Raw genomic sequence first — 15,655 nt, forward strand, 5'->3', positions numbered from 1 at the left:
GGAGACATTCATGGGTGCACTCGACGGACGGGTCGCCATCATCACCGGAGCCGGCCGGGGGATCGGCCGGGAACACGCGCTGCTGTTCGCGCGGGAGGGCGCGGCGGTCGTGGTGAACGACCTCGGCGGCAGCAATGCCGGTGAGGGTGCCGACACCGGCCCGGCGCACGAGGTCGCGGCCGAGATCCTCGCCGCAGGAGGGCGGGCGATCGCCAACACCGACAGCGTGGCCGACTGGCAGGGCGCGAAAAACCTGGTGGAGCAGGCGGTGTCGGAGTTCGGGCGGCTGGATGTCGTAGTGAACAACGCGGGCATTCTGCGCGACGCCTTCGTGGCGGGTATGGACGAGTCGCAGTGGGACGCCGTGCTGGCCGTGCACCTCAAGGGGCACGCTGCGGTGCTGCGGCACGCGGCCGGGTACTGGAAGGAGCAGTCCAAGGCGGGCAATCAGCCCGTCGCGGCGGTGATCAACACCGCGTCGGCGTCGGGTACCACGGTCCCCAATGCGGGGCAGGCGAATTACGGTGCGGCCAAGGCCGGTATCGCCGCGCTCACCCTGGTGGCGGCCGATGAGCTGGCCCGCTACGGCGTGCGCGTGAACGCCATCGCACCGATCGCGCGCACCCGGCTCACCCTGGCCACGCCGGGCATGGGCGAGATGATGGCCGCGCAGCAGGCCGGTCTGGAAGAAGGCGAGTTCGATGCCTTCAGTCCGGCCAATATCTCGCCGCTGGTGGCGTATCTTGCCACCGAGAAGTGCCCGATCACCGGCAAGGTGTTCGCGGTGCAGGGTGGCGCGATCTCCGAACTGGCGGGCTGGCACGACGTGAAGACCATCGAGACCGAGGGGCCCTGGTCCATCGACGATATCGCCGGGCGATTGCCGTAATCAGGAAGGCGGACAACGATGTTCGAATGGTCCGAGACCGATGAGCTGATCCGCGGCGCGGTGCGAAGCTTCATCGACAAGGAGGTGCGCCCGCACCTCGACGCCCTCGACAGCGGCGAGATGCTGCCGTATCCGATCATCCGGAAGCTGTTCGCCGAGTTCGGCATCGACGCGCTGGGCTCGGAGACGGTCGCCAAACTGCTCGCCAAGCAACGCAAGCGGGAGGAAGCACTCGCAGCCGGGGAGCCGCTGCCGGAGAAGAAGCCGAAGACCGGCGGCGACGGCGGGCCCTTCTCCGGGCAGGAATCGCTGATGGCGGTGCTCGTCAGCGAGCTGTCCGGGGTGTGCATGGGGTTGGTCACCGCCATGGGCGTGAGCATCGGGCTCGGTGCGACGACCATCCTCTCGCGCGGCACCCTCGCCCAGAAGGAGCGCTGGCTCGCCGACATCGTGACCATGAAAAAGGTTGCGGCCTGGGCGATCACGGAGCCGGACTCCGGGTCGGACGCATTCGGCGGGATGAAGACCTACGTCCGCCGCGACGGTGACGACTACATTCTCAACGGGCAGAAGACCTTCATCACCAACGGTCCCTACGCCGACACCGTCGTCGTCTACGCCAAGCTGGACGAGGGCGACGGCACCCCCGAGTCCAAGACGATCGCGGCCAAGCGCGACCGCAAGGTGCTGACCTTCGTGCTCGACAAGGGCATGGAGGGCTTCACCCAGGGCAAGCCGTTCAAGAAGATGGGCCTGCACGCCTCACCCACCGGCGAATTGTTCTTCGACAATGTGCGATTGAGCCGGGACCGGCTGCTCGGCGAGACCGAGCAGCACGAGGGCGGCGACGGACGGGAAAGCGCCCGTTCGAGTTTCACCGCCGAGCGCATCGGCGTGGCCTTCATGGCGCTGGGCATCGTCAACGAATGCCACCGGCTCTGTGTGGATTACGCCAAGACGCGCAAGCTGTGGGGGCAGGAGATCGGCCGCTTCCAGCTGGTCCAGCTCAAACTGGCCAGGATGGAGATCGCCCGGATCAATGTGCAGAACATGGTCTTCCACGCCCTGGAACGCTCCCGGGCCGGCAAGCCGCCGACGCTGGCCGAGGCCTCGGCCATGAAGCTGTACTGCTCGGAGATCGCCACCGAGGTCGCCATGGACGCCGTCCAGCTCTTCGGCGGCAACGGCTACATGTCCGAGTACCACGTCGAACAGCTGGCCCGCGACGCCAAGTCGCTGATGATCTACGCGGGCAGCAACGAGATCCAGGTGACCCACGTCGCCAAGGGACTGCTCGCCTATTAGGCGCGCATGAAGTCCGGGGCCGCCACCAGTCGCCGGTGGCGGTCCCGGACGCCGCCTTCGGCACCGTGTGTTCGAAGTAGCGACCTACGGGACGGAGACGGGGCGCAGGCAGCTCTCCAGGGGCAGGATGATGGAGCAGAGGGCGGGCTTGCGGGTGGGGCGGTAGTCGGCGGGGACGCCGCCCTGGGCGGTGATGGATTTGAAGGCGGCCACTGCGTCGGTGGGGCGGCGGGTGAGGGTCGGGTCGGTTTTCGCGTCGACCGTGTAGAGGCCGAATCGCGGTGAGTAGCTGCCCCATTCGTAGTTGTCGGTGAGGCTCCAGTAGTTGTAGCCGATCACGTCGATGCCGTCGGCCTTGGCGCGCTGCAGCCAGTAGACGGTGTCGCGCAGGTGGTCGGCGCGGTCGTAGCCGTCGCTGCGCGGGGCGGCGTTGTCGGTGGGAAGTCCGTTCTCCACTACGTAGATCGGCAGGCCCGGGAACTTCTCGGTGTAGGTGCGCAGGTCGTAGTAGATGCCCTCGGGCTCGATGGCGTTCTTCCACAGTTCGTCACCCAGCAGCGCGGTGCTCGGCAGGTGCGTCAGGGAGGCGCCGTAATAGAAGTCGACGCCGATGAAGTCGAGCTTGCCGCGGATACGGTCGGCGAACAGCAGGTCGGTCAGGTTCTGCACGATCGGGTACTGCGCGATATTGCTGGTCACCCGCGCGCCGGGCTGGCGGGAGTGGATGTAGTCGTAGATCGCGGTGTGCGCCTGCACCAGCCGGTCGAACATCGGCAGCGCGTCGAGCACGCCGATGTCGCCGATCTTGATCGATTGCGCGACATAGCCCATGGGCTCGTTGATGGTCACCCACATCGGGTCATCGGGCGCGTATCGGTCGACCACCTTGCGCATATTGGTGAGCCAGTCCGACACCATGCCCTGGTTCTTCCAGCCCCCGCGATCCGCCTCCCACCCGGGGATCACCCAGTGGTCGAGGGTCAGCATCGGCCGCATCCCCGCCGCGCGGATCTTCTGGATGACCTGGTCGTAGAAGCGGAAGCCGTTCTCGTCCCAGGCATTCGGCTGCGGCTGCACCCGCGCCCATTCGATGCTGAGCCGGTACACCTTCAGGCCCATCCCGGCCGCCAGATCGATGTCCTCGGCGTACCGGTCGTAGAAGTCGACCGAATTGCCGTACGGGTCGTGCGCCTTGCCGGAATTCGCGTACCGGCTCCAGTTGCTGTCCGGCGCATGGCCTTCGGACTGGAATCCCGCCATGGCCACGCCCCACATGAAGTCGGGGCCGAGCGACGGCACGCTGGTCGGCGCACCGCCGGCGCTCCCGGTCCCGGACCCGCTGGCACTGCCCGACCCCGAGCCGCTGGAACTCCCGGACCCCGAGCCGGCGCTTCCGGACCCCGAGCCGCTGTCGGCCGGCGCCGCCCCGGCCACGGCAGACCCGCTGGACACGATGGCCAGTGCCGACAGGACCGAACACAGAACCCGCGCAGTTCTCATCTCAGCGAAATCTCCCACAGTGCTTCGGACGCGGCCCCTTGCCGCGCGGCCGGGTGGCCGTCCAGACTCTACTGGTCATACGTCCAACACAATGGTGTTTCACTCAATATCGGTTTGTCGGGGGCCGTGGCTAGGGTTCGGGGCGTGACCGATCGTGAGAGTTTCGCCCCACTGGTGTTCTTCGAATACGACCACAAGCCCGGGCACTACTGCCTGATGCTGTCCGACAACCACATGCTCGCCACCGAACCCGTCTTCGCCGAATTCGGTTACGACGGAAACGGTTACGGCTGGGCCGGGGTGGCGCGGTCGGCGGTGACCCAGGAGGCCGGGGTGGGGGAGCGGGTGAGCTTCGACCCCGAGGCGGGCACGTTCGTCGCGTACGGCCAGGACGCGCCGGCGCTGCGGGCGCTCGGGGCGCTGCTGCGGGACGCGCTCGCGGATCCGGTCGTCCTCCGCGAGCTCATCGCCGCGGGCGATCCGGAGTGGTTCGACTGAACACCCGCTGATCGTGTGCTGCGATCAGCGGGTGGCGCACGGGGTTTCGGCGCTCAGGGCTTGCGGGAGAGGGCGGCGGAGATCAGCTGCTCCCAGACGCTGAGGTCGTGGTGGTCGCTGCCGATGCGGGCCACGCCCTCGGCGGTGGGTTCGGGGCGCCAGAGGGAACAGGGCACCAGGCCCGGCTCCAGGATTTCGAGATCGCCGAACAGGCCCAGGATCTCCTCGTCGGTCCGCCAGCGGCCGCGGCCGAAGGTGGTCTGCAGCTTCTGCTCGGCGACCCGGGTCTCCTCGTTGAAGCCGGACCGGAAGTGGGAGATGTAGAGCATGCTGCCGGAAGGGATCTGGTCGGCCCAGTAGCGGACCACCTGCTCGGGCTTCTCGTCATTGTTGAGGTGGTGCAGGATGGCGCTGAAGATCACGGCCACCGGCTGCGAGAAGTCGATGAGCCGCTCCACTTCCGGATGGTGGCGGATGGCCTCGGAATCGCGCAGGTCGGCCTGGATTACGGTGGTGAACTCGTCCGTCTCCAGAATCGCGCGGCCGTGCGCCAGCACGATGGGGTCGTTGTCCACATAGACCACATGCGGCTCGGACTGGTGCCGCTGCGCCACCTGGTGCACATTGTCGGCGGTGGGCAGGCCGCTGCCGATGTCGACGAACTGCTTGATACCGGCGCGCGAGATCTCACCGATGGCGCGCACGAGGCAATTCCGATTCGCGTACGCGATATCCACCGAACCCGGCAGATCCTTGATGAAGAAGTCCCCGATCTCCCGGTCGGGCGCGTAATTGTCCTTGCCGCCCAGGAGATAGTCGTACACCCGGGCAATACTGGGTTTGGACTGGTCCACCTGCGGTTGTTCCGTCATCTCCACACACCCCTGTCAGTATCGAATTTGCCCTCCGCTTCGCTCCGGGCGGGTTCGCGGCCCTGGAGGTCTCGTTCTTCCCTCCCTGCGCTCCCCCGCTTCGCTCCTCCGCTCCGCTCGGTCCAGAACGAGACGGGCCGCGAACCTGGCGACGTGGATCCGCCGTAATCCTATGTAACTGAACGAGTTCCGGTGCACGGTTCGAGGCAACACTGGGCGTGCCTGAGAGCGTAGGTGATTCGGGGCCCGTCAGACGGCCCGCAGGCGGGAGCGGCTGGCGTAGACGTGCTCGGCGATCAGGGTCGCGATGCGGTCGGGCGCCTCGAGCATGGGGACGTGGCCGACGTCGTGGACCAGGATGCGGTCCGCCGACTCCGGTAGTTCCTCCAGGAACCGGCGGGCGTACAGGCGATTCGGAATGATCCGGTCGTTCTCGCACATGAGCAGCCGCACCGGGGTGCGCAGCGTGGCCAGGTGCTCGAGGGCCGGGAATCGCAGGCCACTCACCAGCATCGGCAGCATGGCCTTGCAGTGCATGGCCGAGGTGATGGCCGCCTCGATGCCCGCCCGGGAGGCCGCCTCGGTGTTCTTGGTGAGCAGCAGCGCCACCGCCTGCCGGACGAGCCCGCTGTACGCGATGGCGTCCGGCAGATGCTTGCCGATCTCCACGAACGGCACCATCGACAGGAACTTCAGCCCGACTCGAAGCTGCAGTATGGAGGGCGTTTGCCAGCCGCCGGCGGGCGCGATAGCGGTGAGGGTGCGGGCCCGGCCCCGGCGGGCCAGTTCGAAGCCGACCCAGCCGCCGAGCGAATTGCCCGCGATATGGCAGGTGCGCCAGCCCATCTCGTCGAGCTGGTCCTCGACCCGGTCGGCGAGGGCGCTGACATCGAGGTACCAGCCCTCGAGTTCGGGGCCGCCCCAGTGCCCGGTGAAGGCCGGAGCGAACACTTCGCAATGGCTCGACATGCGCTGTGCCACCTGTTCCCAGCAATGCGGGGACAGCATGAATCCGTGCAGCAGGAGCAGCGGTTCGCCGGAGCCGGTGTGGAGCGCGCGGATGGGCGCGGGCGGGGCGGTGGGCCGGGTGGTGCCTGACGTCATCGTCGTCACCCCTTCCTGGACCTCGATGTCCGTGAAGAGAGTCGGTAAGCCGCATTGTACGGTCGTGAAGTGGCGAAAATCATCAGTACGTGCAACGTGAACGGGGTGCGTGCCGCGGCGGGCAAGGGATTGCTCGAGTGGCTGGCCGCGACCGAGGCCGATATCGTCTGCCTGCAGGAGACGCGGGCGACCGATGAGCAAACGCGTAGCGCGCTAGCGCCCGCGCTGGACGCCGGATGGTTCCTCAGCCACGCCGAACCGGGCCTGAAGGGCCGGGCGGGCGTGGCGATCCTGTCCCGGCACCAGCCCGACGCGGTGCGTGTCGGCGTCGGCCTTTTCCAGGACGGACGCTGGGCTCCCGTCCAGGAATTCGCCACGCTCGGCCGCTATGTCGAGGCCGACTTCGAGGATCTCACCATCGCCAGCGTGTACGTCCACACCGGCGAGGCCGACACCCCGCTGCAGGACGAGAAGTACCGCTTCCTGGACGCCATCGGCGCACGCATGCTGGCCCACCCGGGCGAGTTCGTGATCATGGGCGACTGGAATGTCGCGCACACCGAGCTCGACATCAAGAACTGGAAGGGCAACGTCAAGAACGCGGGCTTCCTGCCGCAGGAACGCGCCTGGGTGTCGTCCACGCTGGCCGCCGGCTACGTCGACGTGGTCCGCGAACTGCATCCCGGCGTCCCCGGCCCCTACAGCTGGCACTCCTACCGCGGCCGCGCCTTCGACAACGACGCCGGCTGGCGCATCGACTACCAGCTGGCGCGCGGTGAGATCGCCGCCCGTGCCAAGCAGGCCGTGGTCGAGAAGGCCGCAACCTACGCCGAACGCTGGTCCGACCACGCGCCGGTGACGGTGCAGTACCGATGAAGAAGCCGGGGGTACCCGCAAGATGGGTACCCCTCAGGCTGAATCCCCCTCCGAGCAAATTCCCCTGACCGGCCGAACGGATGCCCCGGTTCTTCCCGCGAAGTGCGTTCGACCGGCTACCGCCTCACCTCCTCTCGCGGCTTCCGAGCATCGGAATGGCCTCCGGGCTCCAGAGAGCCAGCACTCTCCCCGGCGCTGTCCAGCGCCAGCGCTTCGTCCAACTCGCAGCGTGGCACCTTGGTCCGCCAGTGATGACACGCAGCAGGTTCCACTGTCTGAAGGTCGGCGAAAGCTGTTACACGCCTGGGGTTTCCACCGACATGCACCAGGTTCGGAGTGATCACTACCGCACAGTCGATCCGGCGCAGGAGCCGGTACAGCATCCCCATTCGGTCAGCGTCCGAGTTGTCGGCCACCAGTACCCAGGACACCCGGAGCCCTAGCTTGTGTGCACGTTGACGGCAGTAGAACTCCGCCCAGTCCAGATCAGCCTTGGTCGTCAGCAACGGCCGGAAAATGTAGATCACTGCCTTGTCCGGCCCGGTCATGGCACGTGCAATCTGGATAGCTTCCGTCAGGAATTCAGGCAATCCGTCTTCCGGCATCTCCGCCCCTGTCGTCGCCCGGTTGGTGGGGCACCCAGGACAGGGCCTCTCTCACCGGCCCTGGACGCCTATACCGACGCTACGAACCGACAATCGTTCAGGTCCATGCTCGTGCTCATTCGTGCACATTTTGGGTTTCCCCACTACACGGGCAGTGTTGCCGCGCAACAATCAAATAGCCACGTGCAACAACAAGCATGGGTCAACAGGGAGGACTGATCATGTCATTACGTTTTCTGGGCAAGGGCGGAAGCACCAACAACGGATGCCCTTCCCTGCTGGTGGATGACCAGCGCGGTTACGTGGTCCAAGCGTGGAAGACCGACCGTGTCGGTACCGTCGAGTTGCCTCACCTGCTGCTCGGGTTCTTGGAGCCGGGTACGTTCATCGGTGCGACCTTGACCGACACCGGCCGGGGAACGTTCACCCTCCAAGGGGCCCCGGTCACGGACGCAGAAACGTTGGGGCAGTTGGACATTGCCGATGACGAGACTGTGATCCTGGTTCCTAGGCATGAAAGGACGTTCTACGGTGCGGCTAGTGCCCGATGAGGGTTTCCCGGACCTGCTTCGGTCCTGCAAACGGGAAGCGTTCCACCTCGAGGTACTCGACTCCTACGCTGAACCGAACGAGCACGAACCGTTGAGGCGTTTCCTTGCAGGGGAGCCCGACGATTACGCGTGGTTTCAGTCGTGGACCGACCTTGTGCAGGAAACGACCGGCCGTGGCGTAGCGGTTACCCGCGTCCGTATCGTCACCGAACCTCACACCGACTACACGAGGTTCGCCCTCGCGGTTGCTGAGCTGAACGTCAGGGCCGGGGAAGACATCCGGTATCTGCCCCGGCATCTGGCGGGGGAGGAAGTACCCCCGGACGACTTCTGGCTGTTCGATGACGAGCTGGTGATCTTCTCTGCGTTCGGGCAGAGCGGAGGCTGGTCGGGAGCAGTTACCACTGATCCGCATATTGCCGAGTACTGCAACCAACTCAAACAACGGTTCTGGTTGCTGGGTACCCCGTACACGGAGTACCACCGCCAGTGACTGAATCGATTCACCAACAGCGCGAATCTCTCGGGGCACGGCTTCGGGAGATTCGTTTTCATGCGGGTATCAGCGGTGCTGAGCTTGCTCGGCGTAGCCGATGGGACCCGAGCAAGGTTTCCAAGATCGAGTACGGCAAAGTCAAGCCTTCGCGTGAGGACCTGGAAGCGTATTGCCGGGCGTGCGGTGCTGAGGATCAGCTCTCGGACTTGGTCGCGACCAGGCAGAACATCGATACGGCATACCTGGAGTGGCGGAAGGTGCTGAGCACCGGGACCCGGCGACGCCAGCAAGCGTCTATCAAGTGGGAGTCGGAGGCTCGGATACTCCGCTGGTATGAACCGGTGCTTGTTCCCGGGTTGCTGCAAACCGCCGACTACGCCGCAGGCATCCTGCGGAAAGTGATCGAGTTCCAGCAGATACCGAATGATCTGGACCAAGGCGTGTCCAAGCGTATGGAGCGCCAGCAAGTGTTGTATCAGCGAGACCACTTGTTTCATTTCGTCATCGCTGAGCAAGCGTTGTACACCACGGTTGGTGATGATCAGGTCATGGCTGGCCAGATGGACCGCTTGCTGGCCGTCCAGGGTATGCCCCGGGTGACGTTGGGGATCGTCCCCCGCACTGCACCGTTCGAAACCGCCACAACAGGTTTCGTGATGTTCGATTCCAAAAAGGTGTTGGTGGAAGGGATTACGGCTGAGCTATCGATCACTCAACCGCGAGAAATCAAGGTGTATCACCGGACGTTCGATGTTCTGGTCAACCAGTCGGTGACCGGTGAGCCAGCCCGGCGGCTGATCCGCCGAGCGCTCGAAACGCGGTCCCACTGAGGTTGCCACGAACCTCTGGGTGCGCGGCCACCTATTCAAGGCGGAAACATCCAGGTCGGTGATCGCCACGGCCGCTGTCCGTTCCTCTCCAGCACACACGGTTCCGGCGGTGCTCCGACTGCCGGGTGGTGACGTAGATTCGTCAGTCATGACGGATAGCCGAGCAACCAGTAAGGCACGCAAACAGGTCGGCAGTACGGCTTCTTGCCTGGTCAACAGGGATTCTCTGGTTTGCGGAACCGAGTCGATCCGGTGAAGAAGCTGTCCAAGCAGCAGAGCGCCTGGCTGACGCTGGGCGTGGCCGTGCTCGCGCTGATCGCCGCTATCGTCACCAACCGGATCAATACCGACCATCCGAACAGCACCGGCAGCGCCAAACCCCTTGTCACATCGGTGGTCAAGACGACCGCAAAGCCGGGTGGCGTCACACCGGCTCCCGGCGTGGCCGATCAAGCGGCCCCGCCTTCCAAGGTGGCCGGCGTGCCCGATCAGGCGTACAAGACCCTGGTCGAGATCGACGCCGGGCGCTGGCCGGGCTCCGCCAACGCGCCCGGCACCCACGGCGGCGACACCTGGAACAACCGGGACGGCAGCCTGCCCCGCAAGGACGCCTCCGGCAAGGCGATCAGCTATCAGGAATGGGATGTGAATCCCAAGCAGCCCGGCCAGACCCGCGACGCCGAGCGCATCATCACCGGCAGCGACGGTTCGGCTTATTACACGGGGGACCACTACAAAACCTTCACGAGGATGCGCTGAATGACCGAACCGATGCCGCTGTCGCAGTTCCTCTCAGCTACCGCCGAAGATGTCGCCGAGCGACGGGCCCCCGCTCCGGTGCTCGGGGTGCTGCCCATCGGCGCGGCCGAATTCTCCGGCGTCCGTTACCGGATTCCGGACGACTACGTCGCCCGGGAACTGCGCGGCCGCAAGATGCGCACGGTCACCGAGGTTTTCGACGAGTTCGCCGCCGCCTTCCAATTCCCCTACTACTTCGGGGAGAACAAGGACGCCTTCGACGAATGCCTCCGCGACCTCGACGAATTCGTCGGAGCCGCACAGGGATACGTGGTGGTGATCCGCAATGCCGCGCTCATGCTCGATCGGCAGCCGGACGAGCGCGACTGGTTCGCCGAGGCCATGGCCGACTGCGCGACCATCTGGGCGGCCCGCGGCATCCCCTTCCGGGTGGTCCTGCAGGACGCCACGCCACCCGGGTTACCGGTGATACCCCTGGCTCTCGACCTCGAAACCGAAAATTCTTGATTCACCGGACCTTCCACTCCAGTTAACCTGCGGTCGAACAAAACTGTCCTGGACGCTGGAATGGTTCCGCTATGCGATCGCGGCCTGACGCGATCCGGATAGACCTGGAGGGTTCCATGCCTGCCTCGGCACGCCGTCGCCCAAGCCTGGCGGTCGCCCATGGCCGTCGCCCAAGCCTGGCGGTCGCCCATGGCCGTCGCCCAAGCCTGGCGGTCGCCCATGGCCGTCGCTTCGGCAAACGAAGCCGCGCCGCCGCCGCGTTCGCCGCGCTGGTCGCGCTGAGCGCCACCTCGTGTTCGTCGTCGTCCGACCAGGCGGCTCCGGACACCGACACCGCGACGCCCATCAAGCACGTGGTGGTGATCTTCCAGGAGAACGTCTCCTTCGATCACTACTTCGGCACCTACCCGAACGCGGCCAACACCGACGGCACCACGTTCACCGCGCAGCCGAACACGCCGAAGGTGGACGGCCTCACGCCGGATCTGCTCACCAAGAACCCCAACAAGGCGCAGCCGGTGCGCCTCGGCGGTCCGAACCAGCAGATCACCTGCGACCAGGACCACGAGTACAAGGACGAGCAGCTCGCCCTCAACGGCGGCAAGATGGACCAGTTCGTCGAGCACACCAATGTGTCCGAGGGCAGCGCCTGCAAGCCGCCGACCTACGGCCCGCAGGGCCTGGTCATGGGTTACTACGACGGCAATTCGGTGACCGCGCTGTGGAATTACGCGCAGCACTACGCCATGAGCGACAACTCCTGGACCTCCACCTTCGGCCCGTCCACCGTGGGCGCGCTGAACCTGGTCGCGGGCCAGACCCACGGCGTCACCAAGATGGAGCCGCCCAAGCCGGGCCAGCCCTTCCCCGCCGACACCGTGCTGGAGAACGCCGGCAACGGCCAGGGCACCGTGGTCGGCGACCCGCAGCCCTACGGCGACGACTGCTCCAACCGCGACACCGTCCAGATGAGCGGCACCACCATCGGCGACCTGCTCAACAAGAAGGGCGTCAGCTGGGGCTTCTTCCAGGGCGGCTTCAAGCCCACCGACACCAAGGACGGCAAGGCCGTCTGCGGCGCCACCCACAATGTCGGTGTGGCACTGGGCGGTACCGGCAAGACCGGTGACAAGGCCTGGGACACCAAGGGCGACTACATCCCGCACCACGAGCCGTTCCAGTACTTCGCGTCGACGGCCAACCCGCACCACCTGCCGCCGACCTCGGTCGACAAGATCGGCCACGACGATCAGGCCAACCACCAGTACGACCTGACCGACTTCTGGGCCGCCGCCGACAAGGGCAACCTGCCCGCCGTCAGCTACCTGAAGGCCGCCGGCTACCAGGACGGCCACGCCGCCTACTCCGATCCGCTGGACGAACAGCAGTTCCTGGTGGAGACCATCAACCACCTGCAGAAGCTGCCGGATTGGAAGGACACCGCGGTCGTCATCGCCTACGACGACTCCGACGGCTGGTACGACCACACGGCGCCCAAGCTGGTCATGAACTCCGCCTCCGAGCAGGACGGCTACAGCGGCCCCGGCGTCTGCGGTGACGCCAAGGCGAATCCGGCCAAGTACCAGGGCCGTTGCGGCTATGGCCAGCGCGTGCCGCTGCTGGTCGTCTCGCCCTACTCGAAGGCCAACTTCGTCGACCACGGCGTGACCGACCAGGCCTCGGTCCTGAAGTTCATCGAGGACAACTGGAAGACCGGCCGCATCGGCGACGACTCGTTCGACGAGAAGGCCGGCACCCTGGACGCCATGTTCGACTTCAAGGCCGCCGCGCAGCCGGCCCTGCAGCTCGACCCGAAGACCGGCGCCGCGAGCTAGCCCGGATGCGCTGACCGCCCGGCCCGATCCCGTGGACCCGATCCATTGGAAAAGGCCGGGCGGTTTTGTATTCGGGCGAGGGTGGTTCCCCCTATAGTCGCTGACAGTGTGTCGAGCGAGTGGGGTCCGGTTGTGATCAGTCGTCGAAAAGTGTTGCGGGACGGGGCGATTCTCGCCTTCGCCGGGGTGGCGGCCGCGTGCGCCGCGCCGCGGCGGGTGGCGGGGACCGCGGCGTCCGGGAGCATCGCCTGGGAATACCAGGTCGACGGTGGGGTGCGGGGATTGCGGTACGGCGCCGGCACGGTAGTGGTGGAAACCGCGGCCGTGCTCACGGGGCTCGAGGCCCGGAGCGGACGCGAGTTGTGGCGGTTCCCGATCACGACGCCGGGGATCGGCCGTCATTCCTGCGTCTGGAGCAACTCCCTCGTGGTTTGCGGGGCCGAACCCGATGCCGCCGGGGACCGGGCCGTGGCCGTGGATCTGGCGTCGGGGAAACGGAATTGGTCCTTCGACGCACCCGAGGGGGTCGTGCTCGGCGGAGTCTTCGGTGTGCGGGACGGGGTGCTCTATCTGATCGCGTCCGATCGCGACAAGGGCGGGCGCGAGGCGTGGGCCGTGGACATGACGAGCAAGGCCGTCCGCTGGCGGGTGCCCTGCGACGCCGAGGCGCTGTCGGTGCCCGACAGCGGTTCGCTCCTCTACAACCAGAGTCCCGGCACCGGCGGCGATCTCGTCGCCCTCGACCTCGGGACCGGTGCGACCGCCTGGTCCCGCGCGGGCGACTCGGCGGTCGCGGCCAGCACCATCGCCACCGGCCTGGTCCAGGGCGCCGTGCTGGCCACCGACGGCGCCCACATCGTCTCCGGCCTGGACCCGAAAACCGGTGCGGCGCTGTGGACCACGCCCGCCCTGCCCTACACGGCCGGCGTCGTCTTCGGGTCCGGCGACGCCTACTACCTGTGTGACGGCGAGCGGCTGCATGCCATGACTCCCGGCGGCGAGGCGGCCAAGCTGTGGAGTATCTCCATCGCCGATCAGGGCGCCGCGGCCGATGTCGGCGGATACCCGAGCGCGGGGGCCTTCTACCTGCTGGCCGACCGCACCCTCCGCGCGGTCGACGCGCACACCAGTGCCATCCGCTGGACGCAATCGATTCCGGACAAGGCCGGATCGCAGGTGTCCTTCGCAGTCGGCGACGCCCACTGCTACGTCGAATCCACCGAGGACGAGCCGGGCGCATCCGCCGTGATCGCCATCGTGCGCTGACTCGGATTCCCCTGCGGGGCTACGATTCCGGCGGCTGGGGGAGCGCGCGGCTCAGCGACGGATCTGCCGAGCCAGATCCTCGCCCAGCAGCACGAAAACGTCGGTGGTGGCGTCGACGAGTTCGTCGCGGGTCATGGGGAGGTCGCCCTGGAGCCAGGCCGTGAGGGTCTGGACCAGGCCGCCGACCAGGTAGGTGGCGCGGAAACCGATCACGGGCAGGGGGTCGCCTTCGGTGAGGCCGTAGAAGTCGATGCCCTCGGCCGCCACGATATTCGCGAACGCTTTGATGGTGTGCGTTGTGCGGGTGCGTAATTCGGGGGTGGCGGAGCTGACGACCAGGGCGACCCGGGCCTTGCGTGGATCGTCGGTGAGGACGTGGATGCCCGCGGTGATGGCGGCGTGCGCCTTGGCGCGCGGGTCGTCGGGGGCGGTGTGCAGTGCGGCGAGCAGGGCGCCGGCCAGCTCCTCGGCGATGGTGTCGAACAGTGCCGACAGCACGGCGTCGCGGTTGTCGAAGTTCTCGTAGTAGTAGCGCTCGTTGAGTCCCGCGCCGGTGCAGAGGGCGGAGACGGTGAGCTTGTCGATGCCGTGGGTGCCGAGGATGTCGAGGGCGGCGTCGAGCAGTGCGGTGCGGCGCTGGGTGCGGCGTTCGTCCGCGGAGATGCCGCCGTAGGTCCGTTGCCCGGTCACGAACCGATTCTGGCACGGCCGCGATTCTGGCAGAAGATCTTGCCAGAATCTGGAATCTGGGGGACTCTATTGCCAGATGTGATGGACCGCATCACACCCACCGGGAGGCAACGATGCCTGCACGCGCGGCTCAGAGCGGCTACTTCTCCGACGACTCGATGATCCGCAGGGTCATGCGCAAGCGCGCGGTCGGACTCACCTACGGCCAGCGAGCGCTGGTGATCGGCGCGGTGCATCCGCTGCTCTATGTCGGAACCGCCGAGAACACCCAGCATCGGACCACGCCCTACACCCGGCTCGCCCTCACCGGCCGCCTGTTCGAGGCCGTCTCCCTGGGCACCCGCGAAGAAGCCGATCGCGCACGGGCTTTCACCCGTAAACGGCACGCCCCGGTCGACGGCGTGCTGCCGGAGGACGCGGGCGACGCCAACCCGGCCGGCACCCACTACTCCGCGGCCGACCCGCATCTGATGTTCATGACCATGGCCTTCACCTTCGATTCCGCCGAGGTCATGCACGATCTGCTGGTCCGCCGCCTCACCCCGACCGAACGCGAAGGGCTGTACCAGGACTACGTGCGCTGGGGCGAACTGTTCGGCATGCCCCGCAGCGCCGCCCCCTACACCTACCGCGAATTCCGCGACTACTTCGACGGCTACCTGGCCTCCGACGAGCCCCACCTCACCGAGGAGGCCAAACTGGTCGGCTCCTACCTCATGGGCCAGCGCGTCGCCCACCCCCTGCCGGGCCCCATCCAGCAGGCCCTCACCGGCTTCTCCCTCCTGGTCCAGGGCAGCCTCCCCGAACGCGTCCGCGACATGTACGACCTCGACTGGGGCCTCCGCGAACACATCGCCTTCCACGGCCTGGCCCGAGCTGTCCGCACCGCCCACCTCTCCCCACCTCTGGTCGGCAACCCCCTGACCGCCCCGATGACCGGCCCCAGCTACCCCCTCTACAAGCTCGCCACCCGCCGCGAACAGCGCCTGATCGGCTCCGGCCGGCCCAGCATGCCGGGGGTCGATCCGCGCAATTGGGTGGCCCGAAATACGGCCTAGCCGACATGCGAAGA

Annotated in this window: 17 protein-coding genes; 12 read left to right on the forward strand and 5 right to left on the reverse strand. The window is 66.7% G+C overall.

Features of this window, described 5'->3' with window-relative positions; genetic code table 11:
- The first annotated feature begins 10 nt into the window (after positions 1-10).
- Positions 11-889 (forward strand): SDR family oxidoreductase, encoded by an 879-nt coding sequence (locus ACFXIV_RS35945; protein WP_379381877.1) that lies wholly within the window; start codon positions 11-13, stop codon positions 887-889.
- Between the two features lie 18 nt (positions 890-907).
- On the forward strand, positions 908-2,194 hold the full coding sequence (locus tag ACFXIV_RS35950) for an acyl-CoA dehydrogenase family protein (protein WP_379394803.1): 1,287 nt from the start codon (positions 908-910) through the stop codon (positions 2,192-2,194).
- Positions 2,195-2,278: 84 nt separating this feature from the next.
- Here the strand turns inward: ACFXIV_RS35950 and ACFXIV_RS35955 are convergent, their stop codons facing one another.
- Positions 2,279-3,694: a family 1 glycosylhydrolase gene (locus ACFXIV_RS35955; protein ID WP_379394805.1), complete on the reverse strand. Its 1,416-nt coding sequence runs from the start codon at positions 3,692-3,694 to the stop codon at positions 2,279-2,281.
- A gap of 144 nt (positions 3,695-3,838) precedes the next feature.
- Here ACFXIV_RS35955 and ACFXIV_RS35960 point away from each other — a divergent pair, with 144 nt between their 5' ends.
- Positions 3,839-4,192, forward strand: coding sequence for an immunity 51 family protein (locus ACFXIV_RS35960; protein ID WP_379394807.1), 354 nt, complete (start codon positions 3,839-3,841; stop codon positions 4,190-4,192).
- 53 nt (positions 4,193-4,245) lie between these two features.
- Here ACFXIV_RS35960 and ACFXIV_RS35965 read toward each other — a convergent pair whose 3' ends face one another.
- Both ACFXIV_RS35965 and ACFXIV_RS35970 read right to left on the reverse strand, forming a co-directional pair.
- Positions 4,246-5,064, reverse strand: a complete 819-nt coding sequence (locus ACFXIV_RS35965; RefSeq protein ID WP_354830219.1) for an SAM-dependent methyltransferase — start codon at positions 5,062-5,064, stop codon at positions 4,246-4,248.
- A gap of 249 nt (positions 5,065-5,313) precedes the next feature.
- The gene (locus tag ACFXIV_RS35970; protein WP_379394809.1) at positions 5,314-6,168 is read right to left on the reverse strand and encodes an alpha/beta fold hydrolase; all 855 of its coding nucleotides are present in this window, start codon (positions 6,166-6,168) and stop codon (positions 5,314-5,316) included.
- Positions 6,169-6,237: 69 nt separating this feature from the next.
- Here ACFXIV_RS35970 and ACFXIV_RS35975 point away from each other — a divergent pair, with 69 nt between their 5' ends.
- On the forward strand, positions 6,238-7,044 hold the full coding sequence (locus ACFXIV_RS35975) for an exodeoxyribonuclease III (protein ID WP_379394811.1): 807 nt from the start codon (positions 6,238-6,240) through the stop codon (positions 7,042-7,044).
- Positions 7,045-7,160: 116 nt separating this feature from the next.
- Here the strand turns inward: ACFXIV_RS35975 and ACFXIV_RS35980 are convergent, their stop codons facing one another.
- Positions 7,161-7,649: a hypothetical protein gene (locus tag ACFXIV_RS35980; RefSeq protein ID WP_379394813.1), complete on the reverse strand. Its 489-nt coding sequence runs from the start codon at positions 7,647-7,649 to the stop codon at positions 7,161-7,163.
- A 197-nt stretch (positions 7,650-7,846) separates the two neighbouring features.
- Here ACFXIV_RS35980 and ACFXIV_RS35985 point away from each other — a divergent pair, with 197 nt between their 5' ends.
- The 7 genes from ACFXIV_RS35985 (at position 7,847) to ACFXIV_RS36015 (ending at position 13,893) form a co-directional block, all read left to right on the forward strand.
- A complete protein-coding gene (locus ACFXIV_RS35985; RefSeq protein WP_379394815.1) occupies positions 7,847-8,200 on the forward strand; it encodes a hypothetical protein in 354 nt (117 codons plus the stop codon).
- Complete coding sequence (locus ACFXIV_RS35990; RefSeq protein ID WP_379394817.1) at positions 8,190-8,693, forward strand: DUF6879 family protein; 504 nt, start codon at positions 8,190-8,192, stop codon at positions 8,691-8,693. The genes ACFXIV_RS35985 and ACFXIV_RS35990 overlap by 11 nt, the downstream gene beginning before the upstream one ends.
- Positions 8,690-9,526, forward strand: coding sequence for a helix-turn-helix domain-containing protein (locus tag ACFXIV_RS35995; protein WP_379394819.1), 837 nt, complete (start codon positions 8,690-8,692; stop codon positions 9,524-9,526). The genes ACFXIV_RS35990 and ACFXIV_RS35995 overlap by 4 nt, the downstream gene beginning before the upstream one ends.
- A 231-nt stretch (positions 9,527-9,757) precedes the next feature.
- A complete protein-coding gene (locus ACFXIV_RS36000; protein WP_379421386.1) occupies positions 9,758-10,285 on the forward strand; it encodes a ribonuclease domain-containing protein in 528 nt (175 codons plus the stop codon).
- Positions 10,286-10,792 (forward strand): barstar family protein, encoded by a 507-nt coding sequence (locus ACFXIV_RS36005; protein ID WP_379394823.1) that lies wholly within the window; start codon positions 10,286-10,288, stop codon positions 10,790-10,792.
- Positions 10,793-10,908: 116 nt separating this feature from the next.
- Positions 10,909-12,627, forward strand: coding sequence for a phospholipase C (locus ACFXIV_RS36010; RefSeq protein ID WP_379394825.1), 1,719 nt, complete (start codon positions 10,909-10,911; stop codon positions 12,625-12,627).
- Between the two features lie 132 nt (positions 12,628-12,759).
- Positions 12,760-13,893 (forward strand): PQQ-binding-like beta-propeller repeat protein, encoded by a 1,134-nt coding sequence (locus ACFXIV_RS36015; protein WP_379394827.1) that lies wholly within the window; start codon positions 12,760-12,762, stop codon positions 13,891-13,893.
- A gap of 51 nt (positions 13,894-13,944) precedes the next feature.
- On the opposite strand, the gene ACFXIV_RS36020 is transcribed toward ACFXIV_RS36015, so the two are convergent.
- On the reverse strand, positions 13,945-14,583 hold the full coding sequence (locus ACFXIV_RS36020; RefSeq protein ID WP_379394829.1) for a TetR/AcrR family transcriptional regulator: 639 nt from the start codon (positions 14,581-14,583) through the stop codon (positions 13,945-13,947).
- Positions 14,584-14,696: 113 nt separating this feature from the next.
- Here ACFXIV_RS36020 and ACFXIV_RS36025 point away from each other — a divergent pair, with 113 nt between their 5' ends.
- Complete coding sequence (locus ACFXIV_RS36025; RefSeq protein WP_379394831.1) at positions 14,697-15,641, forward strand: oxygenase MpaB family protein; 945 nt, start codon at positions 14,697-14,699, stop codon at positions 15,639-15,641.
- Positions 15,642-15,655: the final 14 nt, after the last annotated feature.

The organism is Nocardia sp. NPDC059236 (genome assembly GCF_042754085.1).
Classification (GTDB): domain Bacteria; phylum Actinomycetota; class Actinomycetes; order Mycobacteriales; family Mycobacteriaceae; genus Nocardia.